At 67.0% G+C, this 25,490-nt stretch carries 30 protein-coding genes and 2 tRNA genes; 21 read left to right on the top strand and 11 right to left on the bottom strand.

Annotated features, from left to right (window positions below):
* Positions 1–23: 23 nt before the first annotated feature.
* From rpe to AC5P7I_RS04315, 9 genes are all read left to right on the top strand, one after another.
* Complete coding sequence (gene rpe / locus AC5P7I_RS04355) at positions 24–701, top strand: ribulose-phosphate 3-epimerase (protein ID WP_069117731.1); 678 nt, start codon at positions 24–26, stop codon at positions 699–701.
* 12 nt (positions 702–713) lie between these two features.
* Positions 714–1,196, top strand: a complete 483-nt coding sequence (locus AC5P7I_RS04350) for a GNAT family N-acetyltransferase (RefSeq protein ID WP_014648672.1) — start codon at positions 714–716, stop codon at positions 1,194–1,196.
* 224 nt (positions 1,197–1,420) lie between these two features.
* Positions 1,421–2,350: a lipid kinase YegS gene (gene yegS / locus AC5P7I_RS04345; RefSeq protein WP_014648671.1), complete on the top strand. Its 930-nt coding sequence runs from the start codon at positions 1,421–1,423 to the stop codon at positions 2,348–2,350.
* Positions 2,351–2,649: 299 nt separating this feature from the next.
* Positions 2,650–4,125, top strand: a complete 1,476-nt coding sequence (gene trpE / locus AC5P7I_RS04340; protein WP_197621415.1) for an anthranilate synthase component I — start codon at positions 2,650–2,652, stop codon at positions 4,123–4,125.
* 67 nt (positions 4,126–4,192) lie between these two features.
* Positions 4,193–4,978 carry an SIMPL domain-containing protein gene (locus tag AC5P7I_RS04335; protein WP_262087813.1) on the top strand — a complete coding sequence of 262 codons (786 nt, stop codon included), beginning with the start codon at positions 4,193–4,195 and terminating at the stop codon, positions 4,976–4,978.
* A gap of 2 nt (positions 4,979–4,980) precedes the next feature.
* A complete protein-coding gene (locus AC5P7I_RS04330; RefSeq protein WP_046432869.1) occupies positions 4,981–5,568 on the top strand; it encodes an anthranilate synthase component II in 588 nt (195 codons plus the stop codon).
* A gap of 16 nt (positions 5,569–5,584) precedes the next feature.
* Positions 5,585–6,616: an anthranilate phosphoribosyltransferase gene (trpD, locus tag AC5P7I_RS04325; protein WP_262087814.1), complete on the top strand. Its 1,032-nt coding sequence runs from the start codon at positions 5,585–5,587 to the stop codon at positions 6,614–6,616.
* A gap of 74 nt (positions 6,617–6,690) precedes the next feature.
* Positions 6,691–7,485 (top strand): indole-3-glycerol phosphate synthase TrpC, encoded by a 795-nt coding sequence (trpC, locus tag AC5P7I_RS04320; protein WP_032960709.1) that lies wholly within the window; start codon positions 6,691–6,693, stop codon positions 7,483–7,485.
* Positions 7,482–8,198: a haloacid dehalogenase-like hydrolase gene (locus AC5P7I_RS04315; protein WP_005419826.1), complete on the top strand. Its 717-nt coding sequence runs from the start codon at positions 7,482–7,484 to the stop codon at positions 8,196–8,198. Before trpC ends, AC5P7I_RS04315 begins: the two co-directional genes overlap by 4 nt.
* A 112-nt stretch (positions 8,199–8,310) precedes the next feature.
* Here the strand turns inward: AC5P7I_RS04315 and AC5P7I_RS04310 are convergent, their stop codons facing one another.
* Complete coding sequence (locus AC5P7I_RS04310) at positions 8,311–9,072, bottom strand: sulfite exporter TauE/SafE family protein (RefSeq protein WP_014648664.1); 762 nt, start codon at positions 9,070–9,072, stop codon at positions 8,311–8,313.
* A gap of 62 nt (positions 9,073–9,134) precedes the next feature.
* Positions 9,135–9,824 carry a cAMP-activated global transcriptional regulator CRP gene (gene crp, locus AC5P7I_RS04305; RefSeq protein WP_010482649.1) on the bottom strand — a complete coding sequence of 230 codons (690 nt, stop codon included), beginning with the start codon at positions 9,822–9,824 and terminating at the stop codon, positions 9,135–9,137.
* Positions 9,825–9,973: 149 nt separating this feature from the next.
* Here crp and speD point away from each other — a divergent pair, with 149 nt between their 5' ends.
* Both speD and AC5P7I_RS04295 read left to right on the top strand, forming a co-directional pair.
* On the top strand, positions 9,974–10,768 hold the full coding sequence (speD, locus tag AC5P7I_RS04300) for an adenosylmethionine decarboxylase (protein ID WP_014648662.1): 795 nt from the start codon (positions 9,974–9,976) through the stop codon (positions 10,766–10,768).
* Positions 10,769–10,935: 167 nt separating this feature from the next.
* Positions 10,936–11,256 (top strand): DMT family transporter, encoded by a 321-nt coding sequence (locus tag AC5P7I_RS04295; protein ID WP_005419816.1) that lies wholly within the window; start codon positions 10,936–10,938, stop codon positions 11,254–11,256.
* 83 nt (positions 11,257–11,339) lie between these two features.
* Here AC5P7I_RS04295 and coq7 read toward each other — a convergent pair whose 3' ends face one another.
* Complete coding sequence (coq7, locus tag AC5P7I_RS04290) at positions 11,340–11,984, bottom strand: 2-polyprenyl-3-methyl-6-methoxy-1,4-benzoquinone monooxygenase (RefSeq protein ID WP_049440046.1); 645 nt, start codon at positions 11,982–11,984, stop codon at positions 11,340–11,342.
* A gap of 196 nt (positions 11,985–12,180) precedes the next feature.
* On the opposite strand from coq7, the gene rplM reads away from it, so the two are divergent.
* Positions 12,181–12,609: a 50S ribosomal protein L13 gene (gene rplM, locus AC5P7I_RS04285; RefSeq protein ID WP_005414692.1), complete on the top strand. Its 429-nt coding sequence runs from the start codon at positions 12,181–12,183 to the stop codon at positions 12,607–12,609.
* A 2-nt stretch (positions 12,610–12,611) separates the two neighbouring features.
* Positions 12,612–13,004: a 30S ribosomal protein S9 gene (gene rpsI, locus AC5P7I_RS04280; protein WP_005411311.1), complete on the top strand. Its 393-nt coding sequence runs from the start codon at positions 12,612–12,614 to the stop codon at positions 13,002–13,004.
* A 323-nt stretch (positions 13,005–13,327) separates the two neighbouring features.
* Here the strand turns inward: rpsI and AC5P7I_RS04275 are convergent.
* A tRNA-Gln gene (locus AC5P7I_RS04275) sits at positions 13,328–13,402 on the bottom strand.
* A gap of 55 nt (positions 13,403–13,457) precedes the next feature.
* Positions 13,458–13,534 (bottom strand) — tRNA-Met (locus AC5P7I_RS04270).
* A 121-nt stretch (positions 13,535–13,655) separates the two neighbouring features.
* Here AC5P7I_RS04270 and AC5P7I_RS04265 point away from each other — a divergent pair.
* The 3 genes from AC5P7I_RS04265 (at position 13,656) to bfr (ending at position 15,207) form a co-directional block, all read left to right on the top strand.
* Positions 13,656–14,276: an RNA pyrophosphohydrolase gene (locus AC5P7I_RS04265; protein ID WP_014648660.1), complete on the top strand. Its 621-nt coding sequence runs from the start codon at positions 13,656–13,658 to the stop codon at positions 14,274–14,276.
* Positions 14,277–14,384: 108 nt separating this feature from the next.
* Positions 14,385–14,594: a (2Fe-2S)-binding protein gene (locus tag AC5P7I_RS04260; RefSeq protein ID WP_005411309.1), complete on the top strand. Its 210-nt coding sequence runs from the start codon at positions 14,385–14,387 to the stop codon at positions 14,592–14,594.
* Between the two features lie 142 nt (positions 14,595–14,736).
* On the top strand, positions 14,737–15,207 hold the full coding sequence (gene bfr, locus AC5P7I_RS04255) for a bacterioferritin (RefSeq protein WP_005419804.1): 471 nt from the start codon (positions 14,737–14,739) through the stop codon (positions 15,205–15,207).
* Between the two features lies 1 nt (position 15,208).
* Here bfr and AC5P7I_RS04250 read toward each other — a convergent pair whose 3' ends face one another.
* From AC5P7I_RS04250 to AC5P7I_RS04240, 3 genes are read right to left on the bottom strand one after another with little or no spacing between them, the layout of a single operon-like run.
* Positions 15,209–17,449: an ATP-binding protein gene (locus AC5P7I_RS04250; protein WP_197562002.1), complete on the bottom strand. Its 2,241-nt coding sequence runs from the start codon at positions 17,447–17,449 to the stop codon at positions 15,209–15,211.
* 1 nt (position 17,450) lies between these two features.
* Positions 17,451–19,340 (bottom strand): EAL domain-containing protein, encoded by a 1,890-nt coding sequence (locus AC5P7I_RS04245; protein ID WP_041863914.1) that lies wholly within the window; start codon positions 19,338–19,340, stop codon positions 17,451–17,453.
* 44 nt (positions 19,341–19,384) lie between these two features.
* On the bottom strand, positions 19,385–20,002 hold the full coding sequence (locus tag AC5P7I_RS04240) for a DUF4126 domain-containing protein (RefSeq protein WP_014648657.1): 618 nt from the start codon (positions 20,000–20,002) through the stop codon (positions 19,385–19,387).
* A gap of 179 nt (positions 20,003–20,181) precedes the next feature.
* On the opposite strand from AC5P7I_RS04240, the gene AC5P7I_RS04235 reads away from it, so the two are divergent.
* The 5 genes from AC5P7I_RS04235 (at position 20,182) to ampE (ending at position 23,899) form a co-directional block, all read left to right on the top strand.
* Positions 20,182–20,925 carry a DUF6776 family protein gene (locus AC5P7I_RS04235; RefSeq protein ID WP_005411304.1) on the top strand — a complete coding sequence of 248 codons (744 nt, stop codon included), beginning with the start codon at positions 20,182–20,184 and terminating at the stop codon, positions 20,923–20,925.
* Positions 20,926–20,929: 4 nt separating this feature from the next.
* On the top strand, positions 20,930–21,394 hold the full coding sequence (locus AC5P7I_RS04230; RefSeq protein WP_014648656.1) for a bactofilin family protein: 465 nt from the start codon (positions 20,930–20,932) through the stop codon (positions 21,392–21,394).
* Positions 21,395–21,425: 31 nt separating this feature from the next.
* The gene (gene erpA / locus AC5P7I_RS04225) at positions 21,426–21,818 is read left to right on the top strand and encodes an iron-sulfur cluster insertion protein ErpA (protein ID WP_005419789.1); all 393 of its coding nucleotides are present in this window, start codon (positions 21,426–21,428) and stop codon (positions 21,816–21,818) included.
* A gap of 153 nt (positions 21,819–21,971) precedes the next feature.
* Positions 21,972–22,877, top strand: a complete 906-nt coding sequence (gene nudC / locus AC5P7I_RS04220) for an NAD(+) diphosphatase (RefSeq protein ID WP_014648655.1) — start codon at positions 21,972–21,974, stop codon at positions 22,875–22,877.
* 134 nt (positions 22,878–23,011) lie between these two features.
* Entirely contained in the window at positions 23,012–23,899 is an 888-nt protein-coding gene (gene ampE / locus AC5P7I_RS04215; protein ID WP_014648654.1) for a regulatory signaling modulator protein AmpE, read from the top strand.
* 478 nt (positions 23,900–24,377) lie between these two features.
* On the opposite strand, the gene AC5P7I_RS04210 is transcribed toward ampE, so the two are convergent.
* Genes AC5P7I_RS04210 through AC5P7I_RS04200 form a run of 3 tightly spaced genes read right to left on the bottom strand, consistent with a single transcriptional unit; the run spans position 24,378 to position 25,448 of the window.
* Positions 24,378–24,803: a DUF2752 domain-containing protein gene (locus AC5P7I_RS04210; RefSeq protein WP_014038725.1), complete on the bottom strand. Its 426-nt coding sequence runs from the start codon at positions 24,801–24,803 to the stop codon at positions 24,378–24,380.
* A gap of 44 nt (positions 24,804–24,847) precedes the next feature.
* The gene (locus tag AC5P7I_RS04205) at positions 24,848–25,126 is read right to left on the bottom strand and encodes a CD225/dispanin family protein (RefSeq protein ID WP_014648653.1); all 279 of its coding nucleotides are present in this window, start codon (positions 25,124–25,126) and stop codon (positions 24,848–24,850) included.
* A 34-nt stretch (positions 25,127–25,160) separates the two neighbouring features.
* A complete protein-coding gene (locus AC5P7I_RS04200; protein ID WP_005419784.1) occupies positions 25,161–25,448 on the bottom strand; it encodes a CD225/dispanin family protein in 288 nt (95 codons plus the stop codon).
* Between the last annotated feature and the right edge of the window lie 42 nt (positions 25,449–25,490).

The following is a 25,490-nucleotide window of genomic DNA, read 5'->3' as shown; positions in this document are numbered from 1 at the left end:
TCCCCGTTCCGAAGGCCCCGGCCATGTCCAACTGCCTCATCGCCCCCTCCATCCTGTCCGCCAACTTCGCCCGCCTCGGCGAGGAAGTCGACAACGTCCTCGCCGCTGGCGCGGACTGGGTCCACTTCGACGTGATGGACAACCACTACGTGCCGAACCTGACCATCGGCCCGATGGTCTGCCAGGCGCTGCGCAAGCACGGCGTCACCGCGCCGATCGACGTGCACCTGATGGTCGAGCCGGTGGATCGCATCATCCCGGACTTCGCCGAGGCCGGTGCCACCTACATCAGCTTCCACCCGGAGGCGAGCCGCCACGTGCACCGCACCCTCCAGCTGATCCGTTCGCTGGGCTGCAAGCCGGGCATCGTGCTCAATCCGGCCACTCCGGTGGACATCCTCGACTGGGTGCTGGATGACCTGGACCTGGTGCTGCTGATGTCGGTCAACCCGGGCTTCGGCGGCCAGGCCTTCATCCCCTCGGCGCTGGACAAGCTGCGCGTGGTGCGCAAGATGATCGATGCCAGCGGCAAGGACATCCGCCTGGAGATCGATGGCGGCGTGAAGGCCGACAACATCGGCGAGATCGCCGCTGCCGGCGCCGACACCTTCGTCGCCGGTTCGGCCATCTTCAACGCCAGGACCAGCTACCAGGATGTGATCGCGCAGATGCGCGCCAACGTCGCTGCGGCACGGGGCTGAGCCATGAGTACGGTGGCCGTGTTGAACATCCGCCCGGCCACCGTCGCCGATGCGGGACTGATCCTGCATTTCATCCGCGAGCTGGCCATCTACGAGAAGGCCGAGCATTCGGTGCAGACCGATGAGATCGGCATCGCCGAGAGCCTGTTTGGTCCCGATGCCACGGCACGCGCACTGATCTGCGAAGCCGACGGCGAGGCCATCGGCTATGCGGTGTATTTCTACAACTATTCCACCTGGCTGGGCCGCAAGGGCATCTACCTGGAAGACCTCTACGTCAGCCAGGAAAAGCGCGGTGCGGGCGCCGGCAAGGCACTGCTGAAGTACATCGCGCGCCAGGCCGTGGCCGAGGGCTGCGGCCGTTTCGAATGGTCGGTGCTGGACTGGAACACCCCGGCCATCGAGTTCTACACCGCTGCCGGTGCCAAACCGCAGGACGAGTGGACCGTGTACCGGTTGCAGGGCCAGGCGCTGCACGATTTCGCCAACGGGTGAGATGACGTGCATCCACGCTTGGCGTGGATCTACTGCTGGGCAAAAAAAAAGCCACGCCAATCACTGGCGTGGCCTCGCTGCATGCGTGGGAGGCTGATCCTGCCTCCATCCATCGTCCCTGCTATGGCCTTCCATTCTCCAGCAACTGAATGACACCTGCGTGACATTCACCGCGGGCAAACAGCGCATTGCTAGCCTGTGCCACCCCCTCCTGGAAGTACCGCATGACCACCCCGCGCTGGCGCCTGATCCTCAATGGCAAATCCGCAGGCAACGAGGAACTGCGCGAGGCTGTCGGCCATTGGCGCGGGCAGGGCGTGCAGCTGGACGTGCGGGTGACCTGGGAGGACGGTGACGCCGAACGCTACGTGGCCGAGGCCATCGATCATGGCGTGGACGTGATCGTTGCCGCCGGTGGCGATGGCACGCTCAGCGCGGTGGCCGAAACCCTGGCGCATCGTGAGGAAGCGGCGGATGCGCTGCCCTCGCTGGCGCTGATCCCGATGGGGACCGCCAACGATTTCGCCACGGCTGCGGGTATTCCGACCGAGCCTGAGGGCGCGTTTGCGTTGATCGGACAAACCACGCCGCGTGCCATCGATCTGCTGCGCGTGGATGCCGATGGCACGCCCTGGTGGTGCGCCAACCTCGCCAGCGGTGGCTTCGGCACGCAGGTGACGGTGGAGACCGATGCCGGCCTGAAGAAGATGCTGGGCGGGCTGGCCTATGTGATCACCGGCATCGCCAAGCTGGGCCGCATCGAGCCGATCACCGCGCGGCTGTCCGGCCCGGATTTCGCGTGGGAAGGCGACTTCATCGCCCTGGGCATCGGCAATGGCCGGCAGGCCGGCGGTGGCCAGCAGTTGTGCCCGCAGGCCGTGATCGACGATGGGCTGCTGGATGTCACCGTGCTTCCGGAACTGGAAGGTGAGGTCACCGCCACGCTCGGCCAGATGCTGAAGTCGGGCACCCAGGCGGCGCTCGAACAGCTGGCCACGCGCGCGCGGCTGCCGTGGCTGCAGATCGACGCACCGAAGGCGCTGACCCTCAACCTGGACGGCGAACCGGTGCAGGCCCGCCAGTTCCGCATCGCGTGCGTGCCGGGCAGGGTGCGGATGCACCTGCCGACCGGATGCCCGTTGCTGGCCGGGTAGGGGGTAAAGTCGACTGTTGGTCGACTGCTTTTCGTTCCGACGGCGTAAAACTCCGCGCTACGCGCGCAAGTCGACCAACAGTCGACTCTACCGGTCCGCGCCACCGGTCCCCGCGGCCGGCCCCGCCCGTCCCGTGGTTCAGTTTCCCAGGGTTCCCCTCCCGCCCCGGCTGCGATACAGTCAGGGGGTGTCCAGCCTGACGACCCCGCATACCCTTTCTTCCGCACGCCGTTGGTGGCGATGGTGGCCCGTTGCCGTCGTCCGCCCCCATAACGCTGTGTCCCGGAAGGAAAGTCGTCTTGAACTCGCACGCTCAGTTTCAGCAGCAGGCCGCTGAAGGCCACACCCATATTCCCGTCGTCCGTGAAGTGCTGTCCGACCTGGACACGCCGCTTTCGGTCTATCTGAAGCTCGCCGACGGCCCCAATACCTACCTGTTTGAATCCGTCGAAGGCGGCGAACGCTTTGGTCGTTACTCGATCATCGGCCTGCCGGCGCGTCGCGTGTACGCCTTCCATGGCCACACGCTGACCGTGCGCGAAGACGGCCAGGTGGTGGACACCCGCGAAGTGGCCGACCCGTTCGCCGAGGTCGAGGCGCTGCGCAGCGCCCACTCGGTGCCGAAGCTGGAAGGCCTGCCGGGCTTCACCGGTGGCCTGGTCGGCTGGTTCGGTTTCGAGTGCATCGGCTACATCGAGCCGCGCCTGGCCCCGCCGGCCGGCCGCGATGAGCTGGGCACGCCGGACATCCTGCTGCTGGACTCCAACGAGCTGGCGGTGTTCGACAATCTCAAGGGCCGGCTGTACCTGATCGTGCACGCCGACCCGCGGGTCGAGGGCGCTTTCGAACAGGCGCAGGCGCGCCTGGATACCCTGACTGCGAAGCTGCGTGCACCGGGTGCCGGCTATCCGGCGCCGCTCAACAGCGACGTGCTGGACGAGTCCGACTTCGTCTCCGGTTTCACCCGCGAAGGGTTCGTCGATGCGGTCCAGCGCAGCAAGGAATACATCCGCGCCGGTGACATCTTCCAGGTGGTGCTCAGCCAGCGCCTGAGCGTGCCGTTCAAGGCGCGCCCGGTGGATGTGTACCGCGCGCTGCGTGCACTGAACCCGTCGCCGTACATGTACTTCCTGGATGTCGGCGACCTGCAGGTGGTCGGTTCATCGCCGGAAATCCTGGTACGCCTTCAGGATGGCGAAGTCACCGTGCGCCCGATCGCCGGCACCCGCCCGCGTGGCGCCACGCCCGAGCTGGACCTGGCGCTGGAAGCCGAGCTGCTGGCAGATCCGAAGGAACGCGCCGAGCACCTGATGCTGATCGACCTCGGCCGCAACGATGCCGGCCGCGTCTCGAAGGCAGGTACCGTGGAGGTGGGCGAGCAGTTCGTGATCGAACGCTACAGCCACGTGATGCACATCGTCAGCGAAGTGACCGGGCAGCTGCAGCCGGGCCTGAGCTATGCCGACGTGCTGCGTGCCACCTTCCCTGCCGGCACGGTCAGCGGCGCGCCGAAGATCCGCGCGCTGGAAGTGATCCGCGAGCTGGAACCGATCAAGCGCAATGTCTACGCCGGCAGCATCGGCTACATCGGCTGGCACGGCGATGCCGATACCGCGATCGCGATCCGCACCGCGGTGATCAAGGATGGCCGCCTGTACGTGCAGGCCGGTGCCGGCATCGTCTACGACTCGGACCCGGACAAGGAATGGGACGAGACGATGAACAAGGGCCGCGCGCTGTTCCGCGCCGTCGCCCAGGCCGCCAAGGGCCTGTGATCCTCCCCGTGCCGTGGCCTGCGCCGCGGCACCTTCCGCTGTTCCCATTCAAGACAAGGAGTACCGCATGAAGCTGCTGAGCGCATTGCTGTGGTCGTCACTGCTGGCCACGATGGCCCCGTCTGCGTGGGCGCAGGCCAACACGATTCCCTCGCAGCCGCACCTGCTGGTGAAGGGGCAGGGCAGCCGCACGGTGATGCCGGACCGGTTCGGCCTGCAGTTGAACATCGAAGAGACCGACATGGACGCCGACGCCGCGCGCCGCCGCGTGCAGGACAACGTTGCCCGCGTGCTGGCACTGTTCAAGCAGCACAAGGCGGTGGAGGGCAGCGTGCGTGCGGACAACCTGCGGATCGGCCCGGCCACGCGCTATGAGCAGAACCGGCAGGTCTTCATCGGTACCCGCGTATCGCGCCAGCTGCGTGCCAGCTTCGCCAGCGTGAAGGCGATGCAGGATGTGCTGGGGGCGTTGAAGGCCAACGAGAACGTACAAGTGAGCAGCCTGGCGCCGACCTATTCGGGCGAAGTGGCGCTGCGCCGCGAACTCAAGGGCGAGGCAGCGGCCCAGACCCGCGAGTCCGCGCTGGGCCTGGCCAAGGCCTATGGAACAAGAGTGCGTGGCCTGTACAGCATCTCCGATGTGGCGCCGGACTTCGCCTACGGCATCCGGGCCGGGCAATGGCCGCAGCAGGGCGAGGACGGCGGGGACCTCGACAGGATCTCGGTGACCGGCAGCTACGCGCCCGCCTCCGCGCCCGCGCCCGCGCCCGCTGAGCCCGAATCCATTGAAGCCGGCCCCATCACCTACACCGAAAACGTGTACGCCATTTTCCTGATAAGCGACGGAACCTGACCATGTTGTGGATGATCGACAACTACGACAGCTTCACCTACAACCTCGTGCAGTACCTGCAGACGCTGGGCGCCGAGGTGAAGGTGGTGCGCAACGATGCGATGAGCGTGGACGAGATCGCCGCGCAGAAGCCCGAGCGCATTGTCATTTCGCCCGGCCCGTGCACGCCCAACGAAGCGGGCGTGTCGCTGGAGCTGATCCAGCGCCTGGGCCCGACCACGCCGATCCTCGGCGTGTGCCTGGGCCACCAGGGCATCGGCCAGGTCTACGGCGGCACGGTCATCCGTGCCGGCAACATCATGCACGGCAAGACCTCGCCGATCCGCCATGAAGGCAAGGGCGTGTTCGCCGGCCTGCCGGACCGCTACCAGGCCACCCGCTACCACTCGCTGGTGGTGGACAAGAACAATCTGCCGGACTGCCTGGAAGTGACTGCCTGGACCGAGAACGACGACGGCTCGATCGAAGAGATCATGGGCCTGCGCCACCGCCAGTTCCCGGTGGAAGGCGTGCAGTTCCACCCCGAGTCCATCCTCACCGAACACGGCCACGCCCTGCTGCGCAATTTCCTGCAGCGTCCGGCGGCCTGATCCAAGGAGCATTCCCATGAGCTTCTCCCCCCAGGAAGCCCTGCATCGCACCATCGAACACCGCGAAATCTTTTTCGACGAAATGGTCGACCTGATGCGGCAGATCATGCGCGGCGACGTCTCGCCGATGATGACCGCGGCGATCCTGACCGGGCTGCGCGTGAAGAAGGAGACCGTGGACGAGATCGCCGCGGCGGCCACCGTGATGCGTGAATTCGCCCGGCCAGTGCCGGTGGCCGATACCTCCAACCTGGTTGATATCGTCGGTACCGGTGGCGATGGCTCGCACACCTTCAACATCTCCACCTGCGCGATGTTCGTCGCGGCCGCCGCCGGCGTGCGCGTGGCCAAGCATGGCAACCGCAGCGTGTCTTCCAAGTCCGGCAGTGCCGACGCGCTGGAAGCGCTGGGCGCGGTGATCGAACTGCAGCCGGATCAGGTGGCCGCCGCCATCGACCGGACCGGCATTGGTTTCATGTTCGCGCCGATCCACCATCCTTCGATGAAGGTCGTTGCGCCGGTACGCCGCGAGATGGGCGTGCGCACCATCTTCAACATCCTCGGCCCGCTGACCAATCCGGCCAGCGCGCCGTCGGTGCTGATGGGCGTGTTCCATCCCGATCTGGTGGGCATCCAGGCCCGCGTGCTGCGCGAGCTGGGCACCGAGCGCGCCATGGTGGTCTGGGGCCGCGACAACATGGACGAGATCTCGCTGGGTGCCGGCACGCTGGTGGGCGAACTGCGCGACGGCAAGGTGCGCGAGTTCGAGATCCACCCGGAGGACTTCGGCATCGCCATGTCGGCCAGCCGCAACCTGCGCGTGGACAGCCCGGAGCAGTCCATCCAGATGCTGCGCGCGGTACTGGACAACGAGCCCGGCCCGGCGCTGGACATCGTTGCGTTGAATGCCGGCGCCGCCCTGTACGTTGCCGGCGTGGCCAGCGACATCGGCGACGGCCTGGCCCGCGCCCGTGCCGCCATCGCCAACGGCAGTGCCCGCCAGCGCCTGCAGCAGTATGTTGAGACCACCCGCGCGCTGGTTGCCTGAGCGCGCGGTTCAGCCTGACCCCGTCGATGGCCGATAATGGCCGTCCTCACCGCCCCCGCACCGAACCGAAGACGATGAGCGACATCCTGCAGACGATCCTGGCCCGCAAGGCCGAAGAAGTGGCCCAGCGCCGCGCCCAGCGCCCGCTCGAGGCGCTGCAGGCCGCCGTGGCCGGCGCCCCGCCGGTACGTGGCTTTGTGCGCGCCTTGCAGGCGGCGGTGGCCAACGGCGATCCAGCGGTGATCGCCGAGGTGAAGAAGGCCAGCCCGTCCAAGGGCGTCATCCGCCCGGACTTCCGCCCGGCCGACATCGCCGTCAGCTACGAGTTCGGCGGCGCCAGCTGCCTGTCGGTGCTGACCGACGTGGACTTCTTCCAGGGCGCCGACGCCTACCTGCAGCAGGCGCGCGAGGCGTGCACGCTGCCGGTGCTGCGCAAGGACTTCGTCATCGACGCCTACCAGGTGTACGAGGCACGCGTGCTGGGCGCCGACTGCATCCTGCTGATCGTCGCCGCGCTGGACGACACCCAGCTGGCCACGCTGTCCGAACTGGCGCTGTCGCTGGGCATGGACGTGCTGGTGGAAGTGCACGACATCGACGAGCTGGAGCGTGCGCTGCAGGTGCCGGCGCCGATGATCGGCATCAACAACCGCAACCTGCGCACGTTCGAAGTGTCGCTGCAGACAACGCTGGACATGCAGAACGCGGTGCCGCGTGACCGCCTGCTGGTCACCGAGAGCGGCATCCTTGGCCCGCAGGACGTGGCGCTGATGCGTGACGCCGGCATCCATGCCTTCCTCGTCGGCGAAGCCTTCATGCGCGTGGAAGAGCCGGGCGAGGGCCTGCGTCAGCTATTCTTCGCGGCATGACAACGCACTATCCAACGCCGCGCGAGGATGCGCCGCTGGTGGTCTTCGACTTCGACCACACCCTGTACGACGGCGATTCGGGCACCCACCTGTTCGCCTCGCTGATCAAGCGCAACCCGCTGCGCATGCTGGCGGCGCTGCTGGTCACGCCGATCGCCGGGCCGATGGTGGCGATGCTGCCGACCCGTCGCGCGGGCATCTCGGTCTATGTGTGGATCGGCAGCTTCGGCCTGCACCGTGCGCGTGACTTCAACAAGGTGATCGACGCCTATGTGCTGCGCAACCAGGCGCAGATGCGCGCCAAGCTGCTGCCGCAGGCGCTGGAGGTGTTCGCCGCGCACCGCGCCAAGGGTGACCGCGTGGTGGTTGCCACAGGTGCGCCGCCGGAGCTGGCGCGCGCGATCCTGGCTTTCGTGGCCCACCAGGACGTACCGGTGATCGGCACCGAGGTCGGCCCACGGCTGGGCGGCGTCGGCCCGACCCGCCACTGCCACAATGAAGAGAAGATGCGCATGCTGCGCGAGCGCGGCTACGGCGACATCGATATCGCCTATTCCGACAGCACCGCCGACCTGCCGCTGCTGCTGGCAGCCAAGGCGCCGGTAGTGGTGAACCCGAAGCCGGGCCGGGTGGCGTTCTTCCGCCGCGTGCTGCCGGCGGGCACCCGCATCCTCAACTGGGGTTGCGTGGACCGGGGCGGCGACAAGGCCTGATCCCGCCGCACGGTGATGGATCTGCCGGCCAGCGGCCGGCACTACCCTTCTCCGTCGCGGTTGTGCCGGCGCTTCTCTGTCCCGGTAGTGCCGGCCGCTGGCCGGCAAACGCTCAGCGGTACAGGTGCCCGTACACCGCGTGGCCAATCTGGAACAGGCTGATCCCCAGCACCAGCACGCCGACGGCCACCAGCACCCAGCGCTCCTTCACCCGCTTGACCAGGATGGCGGCTACCGGCGCGGCCATCATGCCGCCGATCAGCAGGCCGGCGACGATCTGCAGGTGCTGCACCCCCATCGACAGCAGGAAGGTCGCCGACACCGTCAGCGTGACCACGAACTCCGCCGCATTGACCGTGCCGATCGTGGTGCGCGCCTGGCCACCCCGGGCGAGCAGGGTGGACGTGGCGATCGGCCCCCAGCCGCCGCCACCGCTGGCGTCGAGCAGGCCCGCGAAGAAGCCCAGCACCGGTACCCGGCGGATCTCGCCCTTGGGCATCCAGCGTCCGGCCGCGCGGGCCAGGATGATGATCGCCAGCACCAGCAGGTACAGGTAGATCAGTGGCCGGATGATCTCGCCCGGGATCTGCGTGAGCACGTACGCGCCCACGGCACCGCCCACCGCGCCAGGCAGGGCCAGGCGCAGGAACAGGCGCTTCTCGACATTCCCGGCTGCGAGGTGCGACACACCCGAGGCGCCAGTGGTGAACACTTCAGCGGTGTGGATGCTGGCGCTGACCTGCGCCGGGGGCAGGCCCATGCTCAGCATCACCGACGAAGACACCAGGCCGAACGCCATGCCCAGCGCGCCGTCGACCAGCTGTGCGCCCAGGCCGATGAGGATGAACCACCAGAATTCGCTGCTCAGTTCCATGCCCCGAGCCTAGCGCGCGAAGGAGTGCGGACCAAGGTCCGCACCCACCGGGTGCTCAACGGTCAACGGGTGCCGTACAGCACCACGGTCTTGCCACGGGCATGCAGCAGGCCGTCGGTCTGCAGCTTCTTCAGCACGCGGCCGGCCATTTCCCGCGAGCAGCCGACCAGGCGTGCCAGCTCCTGGCGGGAGACGCGCAGCTGGCTGCCCTGCGGATGGCTCATCGCCTCCGGTTCCTGCGCCAGGTCGTGCAGGGTGCGCACGATCCGGTCGGTAACGTCCAGGAATGCCAGGCGGCTGGCCTTTCGACTGGTGTCGAGCAGGCGCTTGGAGATCTGCTGGCCCAGCGCGTACAGCAGGCGCGGGGCGTCGGCCGACAGCGGGCCGAGGAACAGCTGATGCAGGCGCTCGTAGCTGATTTCAGCCAGCTCGCAGGCGGTACGGGTCCGCAGGATCACCTCGCGGCGGTCCGATTCGACGAACAGGCCCATCTCGCCGACGAACTCGCCGGCACCGAAGTAGCCCAGCACAAGCTCGCGATCGTCATCTTCCTCGGCCATGATCGAAACCGAGCCGCTGATGACGTAATACAGGGTTCCCGCCGGGTCACCGGGTCGGAAGACGTCGGTACGGGTGGGATATCGCCGCCTGTGGCTGTGCGCCAGGAAACGATCGATTGTGGCGATATCCAGGGCCAGTGGACTGCTAGCTAGGCGCACGGTTGACACGATAGGGGCGCTCCCTCTGCGCATGAACGGATTCACGGGGTCGATAGCGGAGCTTAACCAGCGCAATTGTTAAGGGCAAACAGTGTGCCAGAACTCTTGCGTCTTCACGTTCCCCCCGGGGGCAGTTTGCCCCATAATTCCCCCTTTCCCTTCTTACACAGGAATCGACCGCCGTGGTCAAGCCGTTGCCTCGCCTGAGGCTGCAGGGTTTCAACAACCTCACCAAGGCGCTGAGCTTCAACATCTATGACGTGTGTTACGCGCGCACCGAAGAGGAGCGTCAGCGTTACATTGAATACATCGATGAAGAGTACAACGCCGACAGGCTGACTCAAATCTTGACCGATGTCGCCGAGATCATCGGCGCCAACATCCTGAACGTGGCCCGCCAGGACTACGACCCGCAGGGTGCCTCGGTGACCATCCTGATCTCCGAAGAGCCGGTGATCGACAAGAAGCAGGCCGGCAAGGAACTGATTCCCGACGCCGTGGTCGCGCACATGGACAAGAGCCACATCACTGTCCATACCTACCCGGAAACCCATCCGCAGGAAGGCATCGCGACGTTCCGCGCGGACATCGACGTGGCCACCTGTGGCGTCATTTCGCCGCTGAAAGCCCTGAACTACCTGATCGAGAGCCTGGAATCGGACATCGTGATCATGGACTACCGTGTCCGTGGCTTCACCCGCGATGTGAAGGGCAAGAAGCATTACATCGATCACAAGATCAACTCGATCCAGAACTTCCTGGCCAAGAACATCAAGTCGCGTTACGAGATGTTCGACGTCAACGTCTACCAGGAAAACATCTTCCACACGAAGATGCACCTGAAGGACTTCGACCTGGACCAGTACCTGTTCGAGGAAAAGGCCAAGAACCTGTCGTTCAAGGAACGCATGAAGATCGAAGCGCTGCTCAAGCGCGAGATCGAAGAGCTGTTCCACGGCCGGAACCTGTCCGAGTAAGCCCCATGTGCGATGCCCGCAGGCATCGCCGCCCAGGCGGGACGACCCGCCCAGTGGAACCAGTGCCCCGCACGCGTTACAGTTCCACGGTGATGTACCGACCCACGGCCCGGTGTGAAAACACCGGGCCGTTTCGTTTTTCCCAAAAAGGTAAGGAGCCCCCACCCATGCCCTGGATCTATCTGCTGCTGGCCGGCCTGTTCGAGATCGGTTTCGCCCTCGGAATGAAGTACTCCGAAGGCTTCAGCAAACCCCTGCCCACCGTTGCCACGGTGGTGTCCGCCCTGATCAGCCTGTACCTGATGAGCCAGGCGATGAAGAGCATCCCGGTCGGCACCGCCTACGCGATCTGGACCGGCATCGGCGCCATGGGCGTGGCGGTGCTGGGCATCTATCTGTTCAACGACAGTGCGTCGCCGGCCCGCCTGGCCTGCGTGGGCCTGATCGTAGCCGGTGTGATCGGCCTGAAGCTGGTCTCGCCCAACTGATTGATGGCCCGACCAACGGTCGGGCCCCACCGTCGCCCCCCCGCACCTCCTGGTAGGCCCGCACCGTTGGTGCGGGCGACCCTTCAGATGCGGTAGGCGATGGTCTTCATCACCCTGGAAGCCAGCGCCATCGCGCCCGGGATCGGGAACGGCAGGCGGCGTGCGCCGGCCTGTTCGGCGTGCTCCGCATGGCGGGCCTCGTCTTCCTTCATCACCTGGATGACCGCGCGGCTGCGCAGATCGCCGGCCGGCAGGTCGACCAGGTGCTCGTCCAGATGGGCTTCCACCTGGCGCTCGGTTTCAACCACGAAGCCCAGGTTCCAGCCGTCGCCGCGCAGACCCGCCAGGGTGCCGATGGTGTAGCTGCCGGCGTACCACAGCGGATTGAACAGGCTCGGGCGGCTGTCCAGTTCATCCAGCCGGGTCGCGCACCAGGCCAGGTGATCGGTCTCTTCCTGGGCCGCTTCCAGCAGGTGTTCACGGGTGGCCGGGTCGCGGGCCACGGCCGCCTGGCCGAAGTACAGGCCCTGTGCGCAGACCTCGCCGACATGGTTGATCCGCATCAGCCCCGCGGCGTGGCGGCGCTCGGCGCGGCCCATGCCCGGCTCGCCGGTGCCTGCGGCCGGGTAGGGGCGGGCCGCCGGAGGGTTGCCGAACACCGTGTCCAGGGCGCGCTGCGCCTCGGTCAGCAGGTGGTCCAGCGGGGTGGTCTGGCGGAGCACGGTCATGGCGGCACGCGGTGGGGCGGGAGACCCGCCGATTCTCGCCCGCCCCCGCTCCCCTGCCAACCCGGGGCAGGGCCAGCTTGCACCGAGGGCGTGACCTGCGTACAATCCCGCCTCTTGCGCTTCACCTTTCACAACGCGTGGCAGAGTTCCGGCGAGTCCTTCGCCGCAATGAGCCCGACCTAACCTAGAGTTCTTCATGAGCACTTTCACTGCCAAGAACGAGACCGTCCAGCGCGACTGGTACCTCGTCGACGCCGAGGGCAAGACCCTGGGCCGTCTCGCCACCGAGCTGGCCCGCCGTCTGCGCGGCAAGCACAAGCCGGTCTACACCCCCCACGTTGATACCGGCGACTACCTGGTCGTCATCAATGCAGAAAAGATTGCCGTCACCGGCAAGAAGCTGCAGGACAAGATGTATCACCGTTTCACCGGCTACATCGGCAACCTGAAGACCGAGTCCCTGGCCCAGGCGCTGGAGCGCCACCCGGAGCGCGTGATCGAGATCGCCGTGAAGGGCATGCTGCCGAAGGGCCCGCTGGGTCGCCAGATGTACCGCAAGCTCAAGGTCTACGCCGGCACTGAGCATCCGCACGCCGCACAGCAGCCGCAGGTTCTGGATATCTAATCATGGCTATCACTCAAAACTACGGCACTGGCCGCCGCAAGTCCTCCACCGCTCGCGTGTTCCTGCGCAAGGGTTCGGGCAACATCACCGTCAATGGTCGTCCGCTGGACGAGTTCTTCGGTCGTGAGACCGCGCGCATGATCGTGCGCCAGCCGCTCGAGCTGACCAAGAACACCGAAAGCTTCGACATCCTGGTCACCGCCGCTGGCGGCGGCACCACCGGCCAGGCCGGTGCGATCCGCCTGGGCATCGCCCGTGCGCTGGTCGAGTACGACGAAACCCTGAAGTCCGAGCTGCGCAAGGCCGGCTTCATGACCCGTGACGCCCGTGAAGTCGAGCGTAAGAAGGTCGGTCTGCACAAGGCCCGCCGCGCCACCCAGTTCTCCAAGCGCTGATTTACCGCGCCTGGTTGGGCTCCTGCGGGAGCCCGCTGGTTGGAAAAGCAAAAGCCCGGCTTCGGCCGGGCTTTTGTCGTTTTGGAGTCAGGCATTTCGTGGTTGCCGGCCAGCGGCCGGCACTACCCGGGGTTTCGCATCTCGGAAGGGGTGGGGTCAGAGCCTTTTCCTTTGGAGAAGGATCCGACCCCGGGCCTCTCTCTGGAGGGGAGCCCCCTTGATGTTCAAGGGCGCGCGCCGACAGGCGCGGGGATAAGGTGGGATGCGCGACCAAATTAAAAGCAAAAGGCCAGATCTTTCGATCTGGCCTTTTGCTTTTAATTTGGCTGCCCCGGATGGATTCGAACCACCGAATGCCTGAGTCAGAGTCAGGTGCCTTACCGCTTGGCGACGGGGCAAAACGTGCAACTATTTTCTCACTTTTCACACTGAAAAACAACTTGATTTTCAGTGTGGTGGCTATGGGTGGACTCGAACCACCGACCCCAGCATTATGAGTGCTGTGCTCTAACCGGCTGAGCTACATAGCCTTGGTGAGCCCGCTATTCTGCGGATGTGTATCGACCCTGTCAACACTTTTGTGTCGTGCTTGTGGGCCGACAGAGGGCATGGGATAGTCCCGACCAGTAGATTTTCTTAGGAGTCCGCATCGTGATCGATCCGGACGGCTATCGACCGAACGTCGGCATCGTGCTGATGCGGCAGGACGGCCAGGTGTTCTGGGCACGACGCGTGCGCCGGGATGGCTGGCAGTTCCCGCAGGGTGGCATGAACACCGACGAGACGCCTGTCGAGGCCATGTATCGTGAACTGCAGGAAGAGACCGGCCTGCTGCCTGAGCATGTGGAAGTGCTCGGGGCCACGCCCGGCTGGCTGCGCTACAAGCTGCCGGCGCGGGCCATCCGCCGCAACGAGCGGCAGGTCTGCATCGGCCAGAAACAGGTCTGGTTCCTGCTGCGCCTGACCGGCGACGAATCCCACGTGACGCTGGACCACACCGACTCGCCCGAGTTCGACCACTGGCGCTGGGTCGACTTCTGGTACCCGGTAGAGCACGTGGTGATGTTCAAACGCGGCGTCTATGCGCGTGCCCTGCGACACCTGGCGCCACTGGCGCGTGGCGTGGCCGGGCAGGGCGTCACCGCCATGCCCAAGAGCGCCGCCGAGGCCTGGATGCCGGGCCACACCGCCGGGCACGACCGCCCGCGCAAGCGCCCGCGGACCCGAGGGTACTGGCCGAAGAAGGTCACGGGCGACGGCCCAGCCAGCTGACCGGCTGAACGGTATCGAGAATGGTTCAGGTCTCTGATTGACAACCATTCTCGTTTCCATTGGAATAGCCACCAGGCCGCTTGTGGCCTGTCAGCCCGGTTCCCGCCTGTGTACGTCTGCATCTGCAACGGAGTCACCGACCACCAGATCCGCGAAGCCGCCAGCCATGGCGTGAGCACGGTGGCCGAACTGACCATGCGTACCGGTTGTGGTGCCACCTGCGGTTCCTGCCTGGACATGGCCGGCGACCTGCTGGCCAAGGCACGTGCGACCCACGATCTGCCGCTGCCGGTATTGGGCCTGGCGCAGGTCGCCTGATCGCCTTTTCGCGGCGCGTTGACGCCGCGCTTTCGCATCCTTCACCTTCGGCCGCGCAGGCCAATGCGCACGATTCGCGTTCCTTCACGAGCGCACGCGAGGCGTTAAAGTGCCTGCGTTTTCAGCGTGCAGGAGCACCCCCATGAAGGGCGACACCAAGGTCATCGAATTCCTCAACAAGGTCCTCTACAACGAGCTGACCGCGATCAACCAGTACTTCCTGCACGCCAAGATGCTGAAGAACTGGGGCATCAAGGAACTGGCCGAACACGAGTACAAGGAATCGATCGACGAGATGAAGCATGCCGACATGCTCGCCGACCGCATCCTGTTCCTTGAAGGCCTGCCGAATTTCCAGGCGCTGGGCAAGCTGCGCATCGGCGAGAACCCGACCGAGATCCTGCAGTGCGACCTGTCGCTGGAACGCGATGGCGTGGTCACCCTGCGCGAGGCCGTGGCCTATTCCGATTCGGTTGGCGACTACGTCAGCCGCCAGCTGTTCGTGAAGATCCTCGATTCGGAAGAGGAGCACATCGACTGGCTGGAAACCCAGCTGGACCTGATCGAGCGTATCGGCGAGCCGAAGTACCTGCTGAGCAAGCTGGAAGAGTGAGTCAGCCGCCCTGGCCGGCGCGGTGCTGTGCCAGGTAGCCCGTCAGTGCAACACGCGCCCGGGCGAATTCCGCAACCAGCAGCGCCACCGCCACCGCGGGGCGCTGCAGGCTGCCACTACGGGCTTCGTGCTCGATCCGCTGCGCGATCGCCGACAGCGACAATGCGCCGACGTTTGCACTCGATGACTTCAGGCTGTGCGCTGTGGCCTGCAAGCGCAGCTCATCGCCGTTCTGCGCGGCCAGCTGCAACTGCTGCACCATCACCGGCGCATCTTCAAGAAAGACCATGACGATCTGGGTGGCAGCGTCGCCGATCACGGTGTGCAGTTCATCCAGCACGTCGCGGTCGATCACCGGTTTCGGCGCGGCTTGGCTTGTCGTCTCCTGTAGAGCCGAGCCATGCTCGGCTGAGGGTGTGGGAGTGCCACTGGCCGTCAGCCGAGCATGGCTCGGCTCTACAGACGGCTCCACAGAAAGTTGTCCAGGTGATGCAGCTTTGCCGCCACCCCAACGCAGCAGCAGCGCATGCAGCGTGGCGCGCGCGATCGGCTTGGACAGGTAATCGTCCATGCCCGCCTGCAGGCAGCGCTCGCGGTCACCGGCCATGGCGTTGGCGGTCATGGCGATGATCGGCAGGCGGGCGCGCCCGGTCTCCACTTCTTCGGCGCGCCAGCGGCGCGTGGCGGCGTAGCCGTCCAGCACCGGCATCTGGCAATCCATCAACACGATGTCCACGCCGCCTTCGCGGAGGGCGGCCAGCGCCTGCTCGCCATCGGCGGCGTTGCGCACTTCGCACTGGAACACGCGCAGCAGTTGTTCGGCGACCATCCGGTTGACCGTATTGTCCTCCACCAGCAGCACACGCAGATGCAACGGCGGCAGCGTGGCAGCCGGTTGCTCGTTGTCCGCGCTGGCCAGCAGCGCAGCGGGGCGGGCGGGGGCGACCGGTGCAGCCAGCAGTGCATGCAGGGCCGCATCGTCGAAGTGCGGGGGCAGCTGGCGCTGGCGCTGGCGTTGTGGAAGTGCGCCCTCCTGCAGCCACAGCACCTGCAGCGCATCGTCGTCACCACGTTCACTCAGCGCCAGCTGCAGCGTGGCCTCACCGTTGCGGCGTGCGCGGGCATCGACCAGCAGCCATGCCGGTGCCGGTTGTCCGGGCCGCGCGGGAGCGCGCAGGCGCTCGACCACGGCATCCAGCTGTGCCAGCACCTGCACCTGCAGCCCATGGTGGGCGGCGATGCGCTCGATACGTGCCTGCAGCGTTGCATCGGCACTGAACAGCAGCAGCGGTGCCGGTGCGCGCGCCATCGCCGGCAGGTCGCCAGCGACCTTCAGCAGCGGGATCTCGAACCAGAAGGTTGCGCCCTGGCCCGGCGTGGAGTGCACGCCGATGTGCCCGTGCATCAGGTCGATGATGCGCTTGCAGATGGCCAGGCCCAGGCCGGTGCCGCCATAGATGCGGGTGGTGGATGCGTCGGCCTGGCTGAAGGACTGGAACAGGCGTGCCTGCAGCGCGTCGTCGATGCCGATGCCGGTATCGATGATCTCGAAGCGCAGCTGGTGCTGCGCGGCACTTTCACCCAGGCGCAGCACGCGCAGCTGCACCTGGCCGCGGGCGGTGAACTTGATGGCGTTGGCCAGCAGGTTGCTCAGCACCTGGCGCAGGCGCACCGGGTCGCCGCGCACCGGCAGGCGCACCGATGGATCCAGTTGCAGGCCCAGGGCCAGGCCCTTGGCGTCGGCGGCCCGCTGCATCAGCTGTACCACGCCATCGAGCAGGTCGCGCAGGTTGAAGCTGGTGATCTCCAGTTCCAGCGCCTGCGCTTCCAGCCGGGAGTAGTCGAGGATGTCGTCGACGATGCGCAGCAGCTGTTGCGAACTGGCCGAGGCGGTGGCCAGCATCTGCCGCTGGTCTTCGCCCAGCGGCCCGCGTGCGATCAGCTCCAGCATCGGCAGGATGCCGTTGAGCGGGGTGCGGATCTCGTGGCTCATCGTGGCCAGGAACTCGCCCTTGGCCAGCACGGCCGCCTCGGCGGCCTGCTTGGCCTGCAGCAGCTGTTGTTCCAGCTGGCCCTGGCGTTCGGTGGTATGGCGAAGCTGGTCGCGTTCGGCGGCCAGCGCACTGTGCGTGCGCTGCAGCTGGGCCAGCGCATGGTTGCGCGCGCGCAGGCGCAGGCCCAACAGCAGCAGCGCGATGGCGGCCGCAGCAAGGGCAACCAGCAGCACGCCCCACAGCGGCACGTCAGAGCACCGCGTTGTGGAAGTCGAAGTTCAGGTCGCTGCCGGCCGACTGCACCATGTTGCCCTGGATGTAGTCGACGCCGCCTACCCACATCGCCGCTGCAGCCTGCGGATCCTCGATCTGCTGGCCGATGATCTGCAGTCCGGCGGCATGGGCCTGTTCGATCGTCTTGCGCAGCGCCTCGCGCGTGGCCGGATTGGAATGGCTGCTGGAGAAGCGCGCAGCCATGCGCACGAACGACAGCGGCAGCTGGGTCAGCAGTGCATCGGCCTCGCCGCTGGGTTCGAACTGGCTCAGGCAGAAGCGCACCCCTGCGCTGGCCATGCGCTGGCAGAACTGCTGCAGCGGCACGGTGTGGATCAGTGCGTCGGGCAGGCGCACGTCGATCACCAGCGCACTGCCAGGCAGGTCACGCTGCTGCAGTGATTCCAGCAGCCAGTCGGCGAAGGCATCGCGCTGCAGGGTGCGCAGCGACTGCGAGACGAACAGGCTCAGCGGCTGCGTTGCGTGCCGGTACAGATCCAGCAGGCCCAGTGCGTGGTCCATCACCTGCTGGTCGAGGTCGGCGATGCGCCCGGCGGCTTCCGCGGCGGGGATCACCTGGCCGGCCGCCAGCACCGTGCCATCGGCCTGGCGCAGGCGCAGCAGCAACTGGTATTGCGCGGTGTTGCCGCCTGCCACGGCGACGATCGGCTGGTAGGCCAGTTCCAGCTGGCCCTCCAGCAGCGCCAGGTGTTCCTGTTCGGTGACCGCCTGGCGATGCACATGGCCCGCCACGCCGGCGCTGAGCAGGCGCGCCTGCAGGGTGGTGCGCTCAACCGCTTCCAGCGCACTGCTGGCATCCTCGAAGCCCGGCGACAGCGGCGCATAACCGACCACGCCGCGCAGATGCACGGATTCGTCGTCGCGGATCACGAAGGCGCGGGCCGACAGCTGCTCGCGCAGGCTCGCGGCGATGCCTTCGAGGGCGTCCTCGTCGGCGTTGCGGGCCAGCAGCAGGAAGCTGTTGTCGTTCAGCCGCGCCAGCAGGTGCGGATGGCCGGCTTCGGCCAGGCGCTGCCCGGCCTGCACCATCAGTCGTTCAAACGCGGCATAGCCATAGCGTTCGCGCAGGCCCAGCGCACTGGCCACTTCGATGAAGAACACGCCGCCCCGGTCGCGGTGGGCGAGTGCGGTGTTGAGCTGCTGCAGCACATGGTGGCGCGTCGGCAGGCCGGTTTCCGGATTGCTGGTGGCCGGTGCGCCGGTGGCGCCCGGCAGGGTCGCGGCCTGGGCACGCGCGCGGCGGATGCGGTTGGCCACCGCTGCGATCAGGTGGCGCGGCCGGATCGGCTTGCTCAGGTAGTCGTCGGCGCCGCTGTCGAGCACTTCGAACTGGCGCTCTGGATCCGGATCGCCGCTGAGGAACACGATCGGCAGCAGCTGCAGGCCGGGCTGCTGGCGGATCAGCGCGGTCAGGCGCATGCCGTCCAGCCCGGGCAGGTGCAGATCCATCAGGATCAGGTCGGGGCGGTGCTCCTTGATCGCCTGCAGCGCGGCATCGGCATCGCTGTGCACGATCGCCTGCATGCCGGCGCCGTGCAGCACGCTCTGCGCGAACAGCGCCTGGGCGCGATCGTCTTCAACGATCAGCACGCGGTAGGGCGAGTCCGAGGGCGGCGGGGCCAGATCGTTGTTGCCGGCTTCGGCCAGTGCGATCGGGCCGGGCAGCGGCGGCGGTGCGCTGTTGACCGGCGCCAGGGCATCGGTCGCGATGGGCGGCGGGGTCGCAACCGTCGGTGCGGCCACAGCGGGGCCTGCCGCCTCGGGCGCCCAGCGCTGCCAATGATCGGCCGGAGGGGTTTCAGCGCGTCCCGGGCGGGCGCCCGCGGGGGATTCGTTTGCGGCCATCGGTGCTCCTGGTGTTCGCGTCCATTATGCGACAAGCCCGGTGCTCAACCGGTACTGCTGTGCCCCGGCGGTGCTGCCGATGCACCGCGCGCCAGCCAGCGCACGCCCTTCCACAGCGCGCGCCAGACCAGCCACACCAGCAGCGCGCCGGCCAGGCTGCAGGCCAGCACCACCACCAGCGCGATCCACGGGTGTGCCAGGGCCAGCGCCAGGCCACCGACTACCACGGTGTCCTCGGCGGCGGAGGCGACCCAGTTGCTGGCCGGTTCCGGCGAGGTATTGAGCAGCGCGCGGGTACCGGCCTTCAGGCCGTGGCTGGCGAGGGCGACGCCGGCACCGGCGGCGAGTGCGCCGGCGCCGAGCTGACCGTCCGGCGACAGGGTAGCCGCTGCGAGGAACGCGCCGGCCGGCACGCGTGCGAGCGTCTGCACCAGGTCCCAGACCGAGTCCACGCCGGGAATCTTGTCGGCGAAGAACTCGGCGATGGCCAGCGCCGCCGACGTGCCCAGCACCCACCAGGATTCGGTGGCCTGCAGAGCGGGCGGCAGGTCGACCCAGCCGAGCAGGCCGGCAAGGCCGACGCCGAACACGGTGAGGTAGACGCGGATGCCGGCCAGCCAGGCCAGCAGGATGCCGATCACGAACAGGTGGGCTTCGGTCATGGCGATGCTCCGGCGACGGAACTGTGCAGGGGACCACACTATCGACGATGGCATGCCTGAACGCCACAGACCGTGGCCGGCCACGGCGCAGGAAACCCCTCCGTCCTGTCATACACTAGCCCGTCGTTTGCCACAGGGGCCGTACCGGTGTCGCCCTCGCGATACCCCGGAAACCACCCATGACCAACCGTCCTCCCATGCGCGTGCAGGTACGCCTGCCCGGCGCGCCGCAACCGCCGGCCGACCGTCGCCGCCTGCTGGTGATCGGCGGCATCTGGCTGCTCAGCCTGGTGCTGGCGGTGCTGGGTGGCTGCTGGATGGCCACGCCACGCGATGCCCAGGGCCAGCGCCTGCAGGCTGCCGAGAAGCGCGCCGAGACGCTGCAGGCGCAGCTGACCGAGCTGCGCCAGAAGCAGGCCACGCTGGAAGCCTCCGACCGCATCAGCCGCGCCGCCAATACCGAGGTGCAGTCCTCGCTGGCCGAGCGCGATGAGGAAATCGCCGGCCTGCGCGCCGACGTTGCCTTCTATGAGCGCCTGGTGGGTTCGACCAGCCAGCGCAAGGGCCTGAACACCCATTCGATCGAGTTCAGCCCGGAAGCGGCCGGCACCTGGCAGTACACCGCCGTGCTGACCCAGAACCTCAACCGCGGCGCCATCAGCCAGGGGCAGATGCGCTTCACCGTGGAAGGCGTGAAGAACGGCAAGCTGGCCACGATCAGCTGGGATGATCTGCACCAGCGCAGCAAGGTGCCGGGACAGGATTACTCGTTCCGGTACTTCCAGCAGCTCACCGGCAGCGTGATGCTGCCGGCTGACTTCACCCCGCAACGCGTGCGGGTGACATTGGGGAGTGGTACGGGGGGTACCACCCAGGTATTCGACTGGAAACAGGCCGGCGCGCCGGCCAGCAAAGGGGAGTAGGCAGATGTTCGGAAGCAGCAAATCCAACCGTGAAGGCCAGCTGGTGGTGGATGCCCTGATCGGCAACCAGGTGGTGATCCGCGGTGATGTGGAATTCAGTGGTGGCCTGTATGTGGAAGGTCGCATCCACGGCAAGGTGATCGCCACCGAAGGCGCCAGCGGCGCGACCCTGACGGTCGCCGAGCATGGCGTGATCGAGGGTGAGATCCGGGCCCAGGTGGTGGTCATCAGCGGCCGCCTGGACGGCGATGTACACGCCACCGAGAAGGTCGAGCTGACCCCCAGCGCACGGGTCAATGGCAACGTCCATTACCAGGTGGTGGAGATGAATGCGGGCGCCCAGCTGAACGGCCGCCTGATCCATGCCAGCGCCCCGATGGCGGCCCTGCCGGCGCCGGAAGGCGATGAAGCCAATAGCGGCAAGGGCGACACCGCCGCACGCCGCAAGCTGGCCGAGGCGATGGCTTGAAAGCCATCCCCGGCACCCCCATGCTGCCACCATGAGCACGCTAGTCTCCCTGCCCGGCGCCACCCCGGTTGCCGCGCCCGATTACCAATCGCTGGAGCGCCCGCTGAACTTCACCGAGTCGGCGGCCGCCAAGGTCAAATCCCTGATCCAGGAAGAGGGCAACCCCGACCTGGCCCTGCGTGTGTACATCGAGGGCGGCGGCTGTTCGGGCTTCCAGTACGGGTTCGAGTTCGACGAGAACCGTGCCGAGGATGACCTGGCGGTACAGACCAGCGGGGTGACCCTGCTGGTCGACCCGCTGAGCCTGCAGTACCTGATGGGCGCCGAGGTGGACTACACCGAGAGCCTGACCGGTGCCCAGTTCGTGATCCGCAACCCGAACGCAAAGACCACCTGCGGCTGCGGCAGCAGCTTCAGCATGTAAAAGGCCTGTGGCCGGAATGTGCCAACCAGGGTTGGCACCTGCCAGAGCGGGTAGATCCACGCCATGCGTGGATGATCCTTCCTGCATCCACAACGGCAGATTGCGCACAGCGCCGACCTTGCCACCCGCGTCGATTGGCGGCACGCTTGCAGGATGCCCAATACTCCTTCGCCGCTTTCCGGTTTCGCCTTCGTGGGTGAACCGCTGGAGCGCGCCGATGCCCTGCGCGAAGACGCCGATGCACTGGCGCGCCTGTGGCCGGGCGCGCGCATTCTCGTGCTCGATCAGGACGGCAGCGCCTTCACCGGCGATGACGATCAGCCACTGGCGCTGACCGGCGCCGACATCGGCGGCGGCCCGGGTGCCGCGATCTTCCTCGGCCTGCGCGGAGAGCAGGCGTGGTTCTCGGTTGAAGCCACCAACGTCACCATCAGCGCACCACGCCGGCTTGATCTGCGCCAGGCCGCGCTGCTGTGGTCGATGGCCGATGCGACCGCCTTCAGCTATGCCCGCGGCATGTCGTACTGGCACTCGCGCACCCGCTTCTGCGGCGTGTGCGGCGGCGCCGTGGCGTTTGCCCGTGGTGGCTTCGTCGGCCGCTGCGGGCAGTGTTCCACCGAACACTACCCGCGTGTCGACCCGGCGGTGATCGTCGCCGTGGAAAACCAGGGGCGGCTGCTGCTGGGCCGGCAGTCGAACTGGGCCCCGCGTCGCTACTCGGTGCTGGCCGGCTTCGTCGAACCCGGCGAGACCTTCGAGCAGACCGTGGTGCGCGAAGTCCATGAAGAGAGCAAGGTGCGGGTGACGGCCTGCCAGTACCTCGGTTCGCAGCCCTGGCCATTCCCAGGTGCGCTGATGGTTGGCTTCCGCGCACAGGCGCAGGATGACCTGCCGACCGTGGACGGTGAGCTGGAAGACGCGCGCTGGTTCAGTGCCGACGAGGTCGGCGCGGCACTGGCGCGCGACGTGGAGGACGATGGCCAGGGTATCCGCCTGTCGCCGCCGATCTCGATTTCGCGCGGCCTGATCGAGCATTGGTACCGGCAGCAGAAGGGCTGAGCCGGGCCGGCTGGGGCGATTGCATTGCCGCCACCTGAACACGGCCCGGGTTACAGTGCGGGTCATCGCGGAGGGCGACGCTGCGACAGGTAAGGTAGCGGCGCCGAGCGTTTTGTTTTGTAGGGAGACCTGCCATGTTCACCACTCTGGCCGCCGTGCTGGTGGCACTGGCCCTGGGCCATGTTGCTCCGGCCGCTGCTGCCTCGCTGCGCCGTTTCGACGGTTTCCGGCGTTGGCTGGGCTGGCTGGATGCGCGTGGTGGCAAGGCCTGGCAGGGACCGGCCGGCGTTGCCTTGGCACTGCTGCCGCCGCTGTTGCTGATGGTGCTGCTGGCGTGGCTGTTGCGCGGGGTGCTGTTCGGCCTGCCGTCGCTGCTGCTGGGCGTAGCGGTGCTGGCCTGGTGCTGGGGCCCGCGTGACCTGGACCGCGATATCGAGGCCATTATCGATGCCGATGATGCGGCGACGCGGCAGGCTGCAGTGCGCAACCTGCAGTCGGCCGGCGGCAGCCTGCGCGAGGACATTCCGTCACTGGTCGAGGCGACGGTGCTCAACGCACTGCGGCGCTGGTTCGCGGTGCTGTTCTGGTTCCTGTTGCTGGGCCCGGCTGGCGCGCTCGGTTACCGGCTGCTGGCGCTGATGGCGGAGAGCCCGATGCGCGCACGCGTGCCGGTGGAGCCGCTGGCGCTGGCGCAGCGCCTGCTGGGCTGGATCGAGTGGCCGGTGGCGCAGCTGATGGCCTTCTCGATGGCGCTGGTGGGCAATTTCGATACGGCGTGGAAGGCCTGGCGCCAGGCCCATGGCGAACGCCTGGCCGGCAACATCGGGTTCCTTGGCGCGGTGGCGCGGGCCAGCGTCAACGCCGAGCTGCGTGAGGATGCGCACGATTACACCGAGGCAGGGTTGCTGCCGGTGTGGCAGCGGTTGCCGGACCTGCGTGATGCGATGAGCCTGGTGTGGCGGATGCTGCTGCTGTGGCTGGCGGTCCTCGCCCTGCTGGTGATTGCAGGCTGGGTGACGTAGTTGTTTTGCAGGGCTTGCAGCCCTGCACCTGCAGAGTCGACAGCAACTGCAACGGCAGGATTGCAGCGGGTCGGCGGGGTGGGTCGGATGGCGGGGGACGCCGTGAATCCGTCCATGGAGGCTTGGTCGCCGCATCCATGCGGCTCACACCCCCGCCATCCGACCCACCCCGCCTTCGACAGTTTTCCGCGCACTGACGTTCTGTAGAGCCGAGCCATGCTCGGCTCCGAGCGAGCGCAGCGAAGCGATCCGCTTCTGCTTTTGATCTTCTCTTTCTTTTCCGTGGTGGACGCACACGGAAACTGTCCGTGGCCGGGCGGGATGGGTTTGCGGGGGTGTCCGCGGCATGGATGCCGCGGCCAAGACTCCATGGACGGATTCACGGCGTCCCCCGCAAACCCATCCCGTCCGGCCAACCCCAGGGCTTCTGCCTTCAAACGTCGCCCACCGCGAGGGGCTGCGCCGTTGGCTGGAAAACCTAGATCGGTGCCAGTGCGGTGAACGGTGCCCACGGCAGGTTGCGCAGCAGCGCATACCCGGGCAGCACCCAGAGCCAGAACGTGGGATTGGCCAGTACCCGCATCAGCGGGTCGAGCACGCGCGGACGGATGCCGGCGACGTTCAGCAGCATCAGCAGCAGGAACGGCAGGCTGATGACCAGCAGCGGGTTCATCGCCATCGCGCCGGGCAGGTCGAAATGGACCAGTGAATACAGGCAGCGGGTGCTGCCACAGCCCGGGCAGTACAGGCCTGTCAGCGCGTACAGCGGGCAGCTCGGCAAAGGATTGCCGGCGACATACGGATTGACGTTGCGCAGCACCACCGCGGCACCGGCGGCCAGGCCGGTGGCGGCCAGCAGCGGTGCCCAGCGGGCGAATCGGGAGCGGGCGGGAAGTGCGGACATTGCAGCAACGGATCCGGCGCGGGCGCCGGATCCGTCCACGCGGATCAGTAGCCGCTGTTGTTCATTGCACCCATGCCGCCGACAGCGACGATCAGGATGCCGTACAGCACGCCGACCACGACGGCGGCGATGGCCGACCAGATCGCCCACTTCTTGGCCTTGGCGGCGGAGTCCTGGGCACCGGCGATGTCGCCAGCGGCCAGCTTGCCGTTGACCTGCGCGGCGTAGACGATCGACACGATGCCGGCCGGCAGGCAGCAGAACAGGGTGCTCAGGATGGCCCAGACCAGATTGTTCGGGACCTGCGGAGTGGCGGTGTTCATGGGTTCAAGCTCCTTGATGGGTGGTGGTGGTGAATCATTGGTCGGAAAGAGCGCCCAGTACGGCCAAGCCGCCGAACAGCCCGAACCACAACAGCAACAGGACCGGCAGGGCCACGGCCGAAGCCACCGCCCACCAGCCCGCCTTGCGCGACGCACTGTAGGCCCCCGGCAGGTCGCCGGCGGCGCGGCGGCCATCGACCTGGGAGGCATAGACGATCGACACCACGCCCAACGGCAGGCAGCAGAACAGCGTCGTCAGAATCGCCCAGACCAGATGGTTGGGGATGTAGACCGGACGGCTGAGCGGTGGCGGTTGATTCAAAGCAAGACTCCATTCCTTGGTGGCCGGCCATGATGAAACGGC

This window comes from Stenotrophomonas sp. YJH_SMC_138 (genome assembly GCF_059369855.1).
This window is presented reverse-complemented; position numbering and strand designations above follow the sequence as displayed.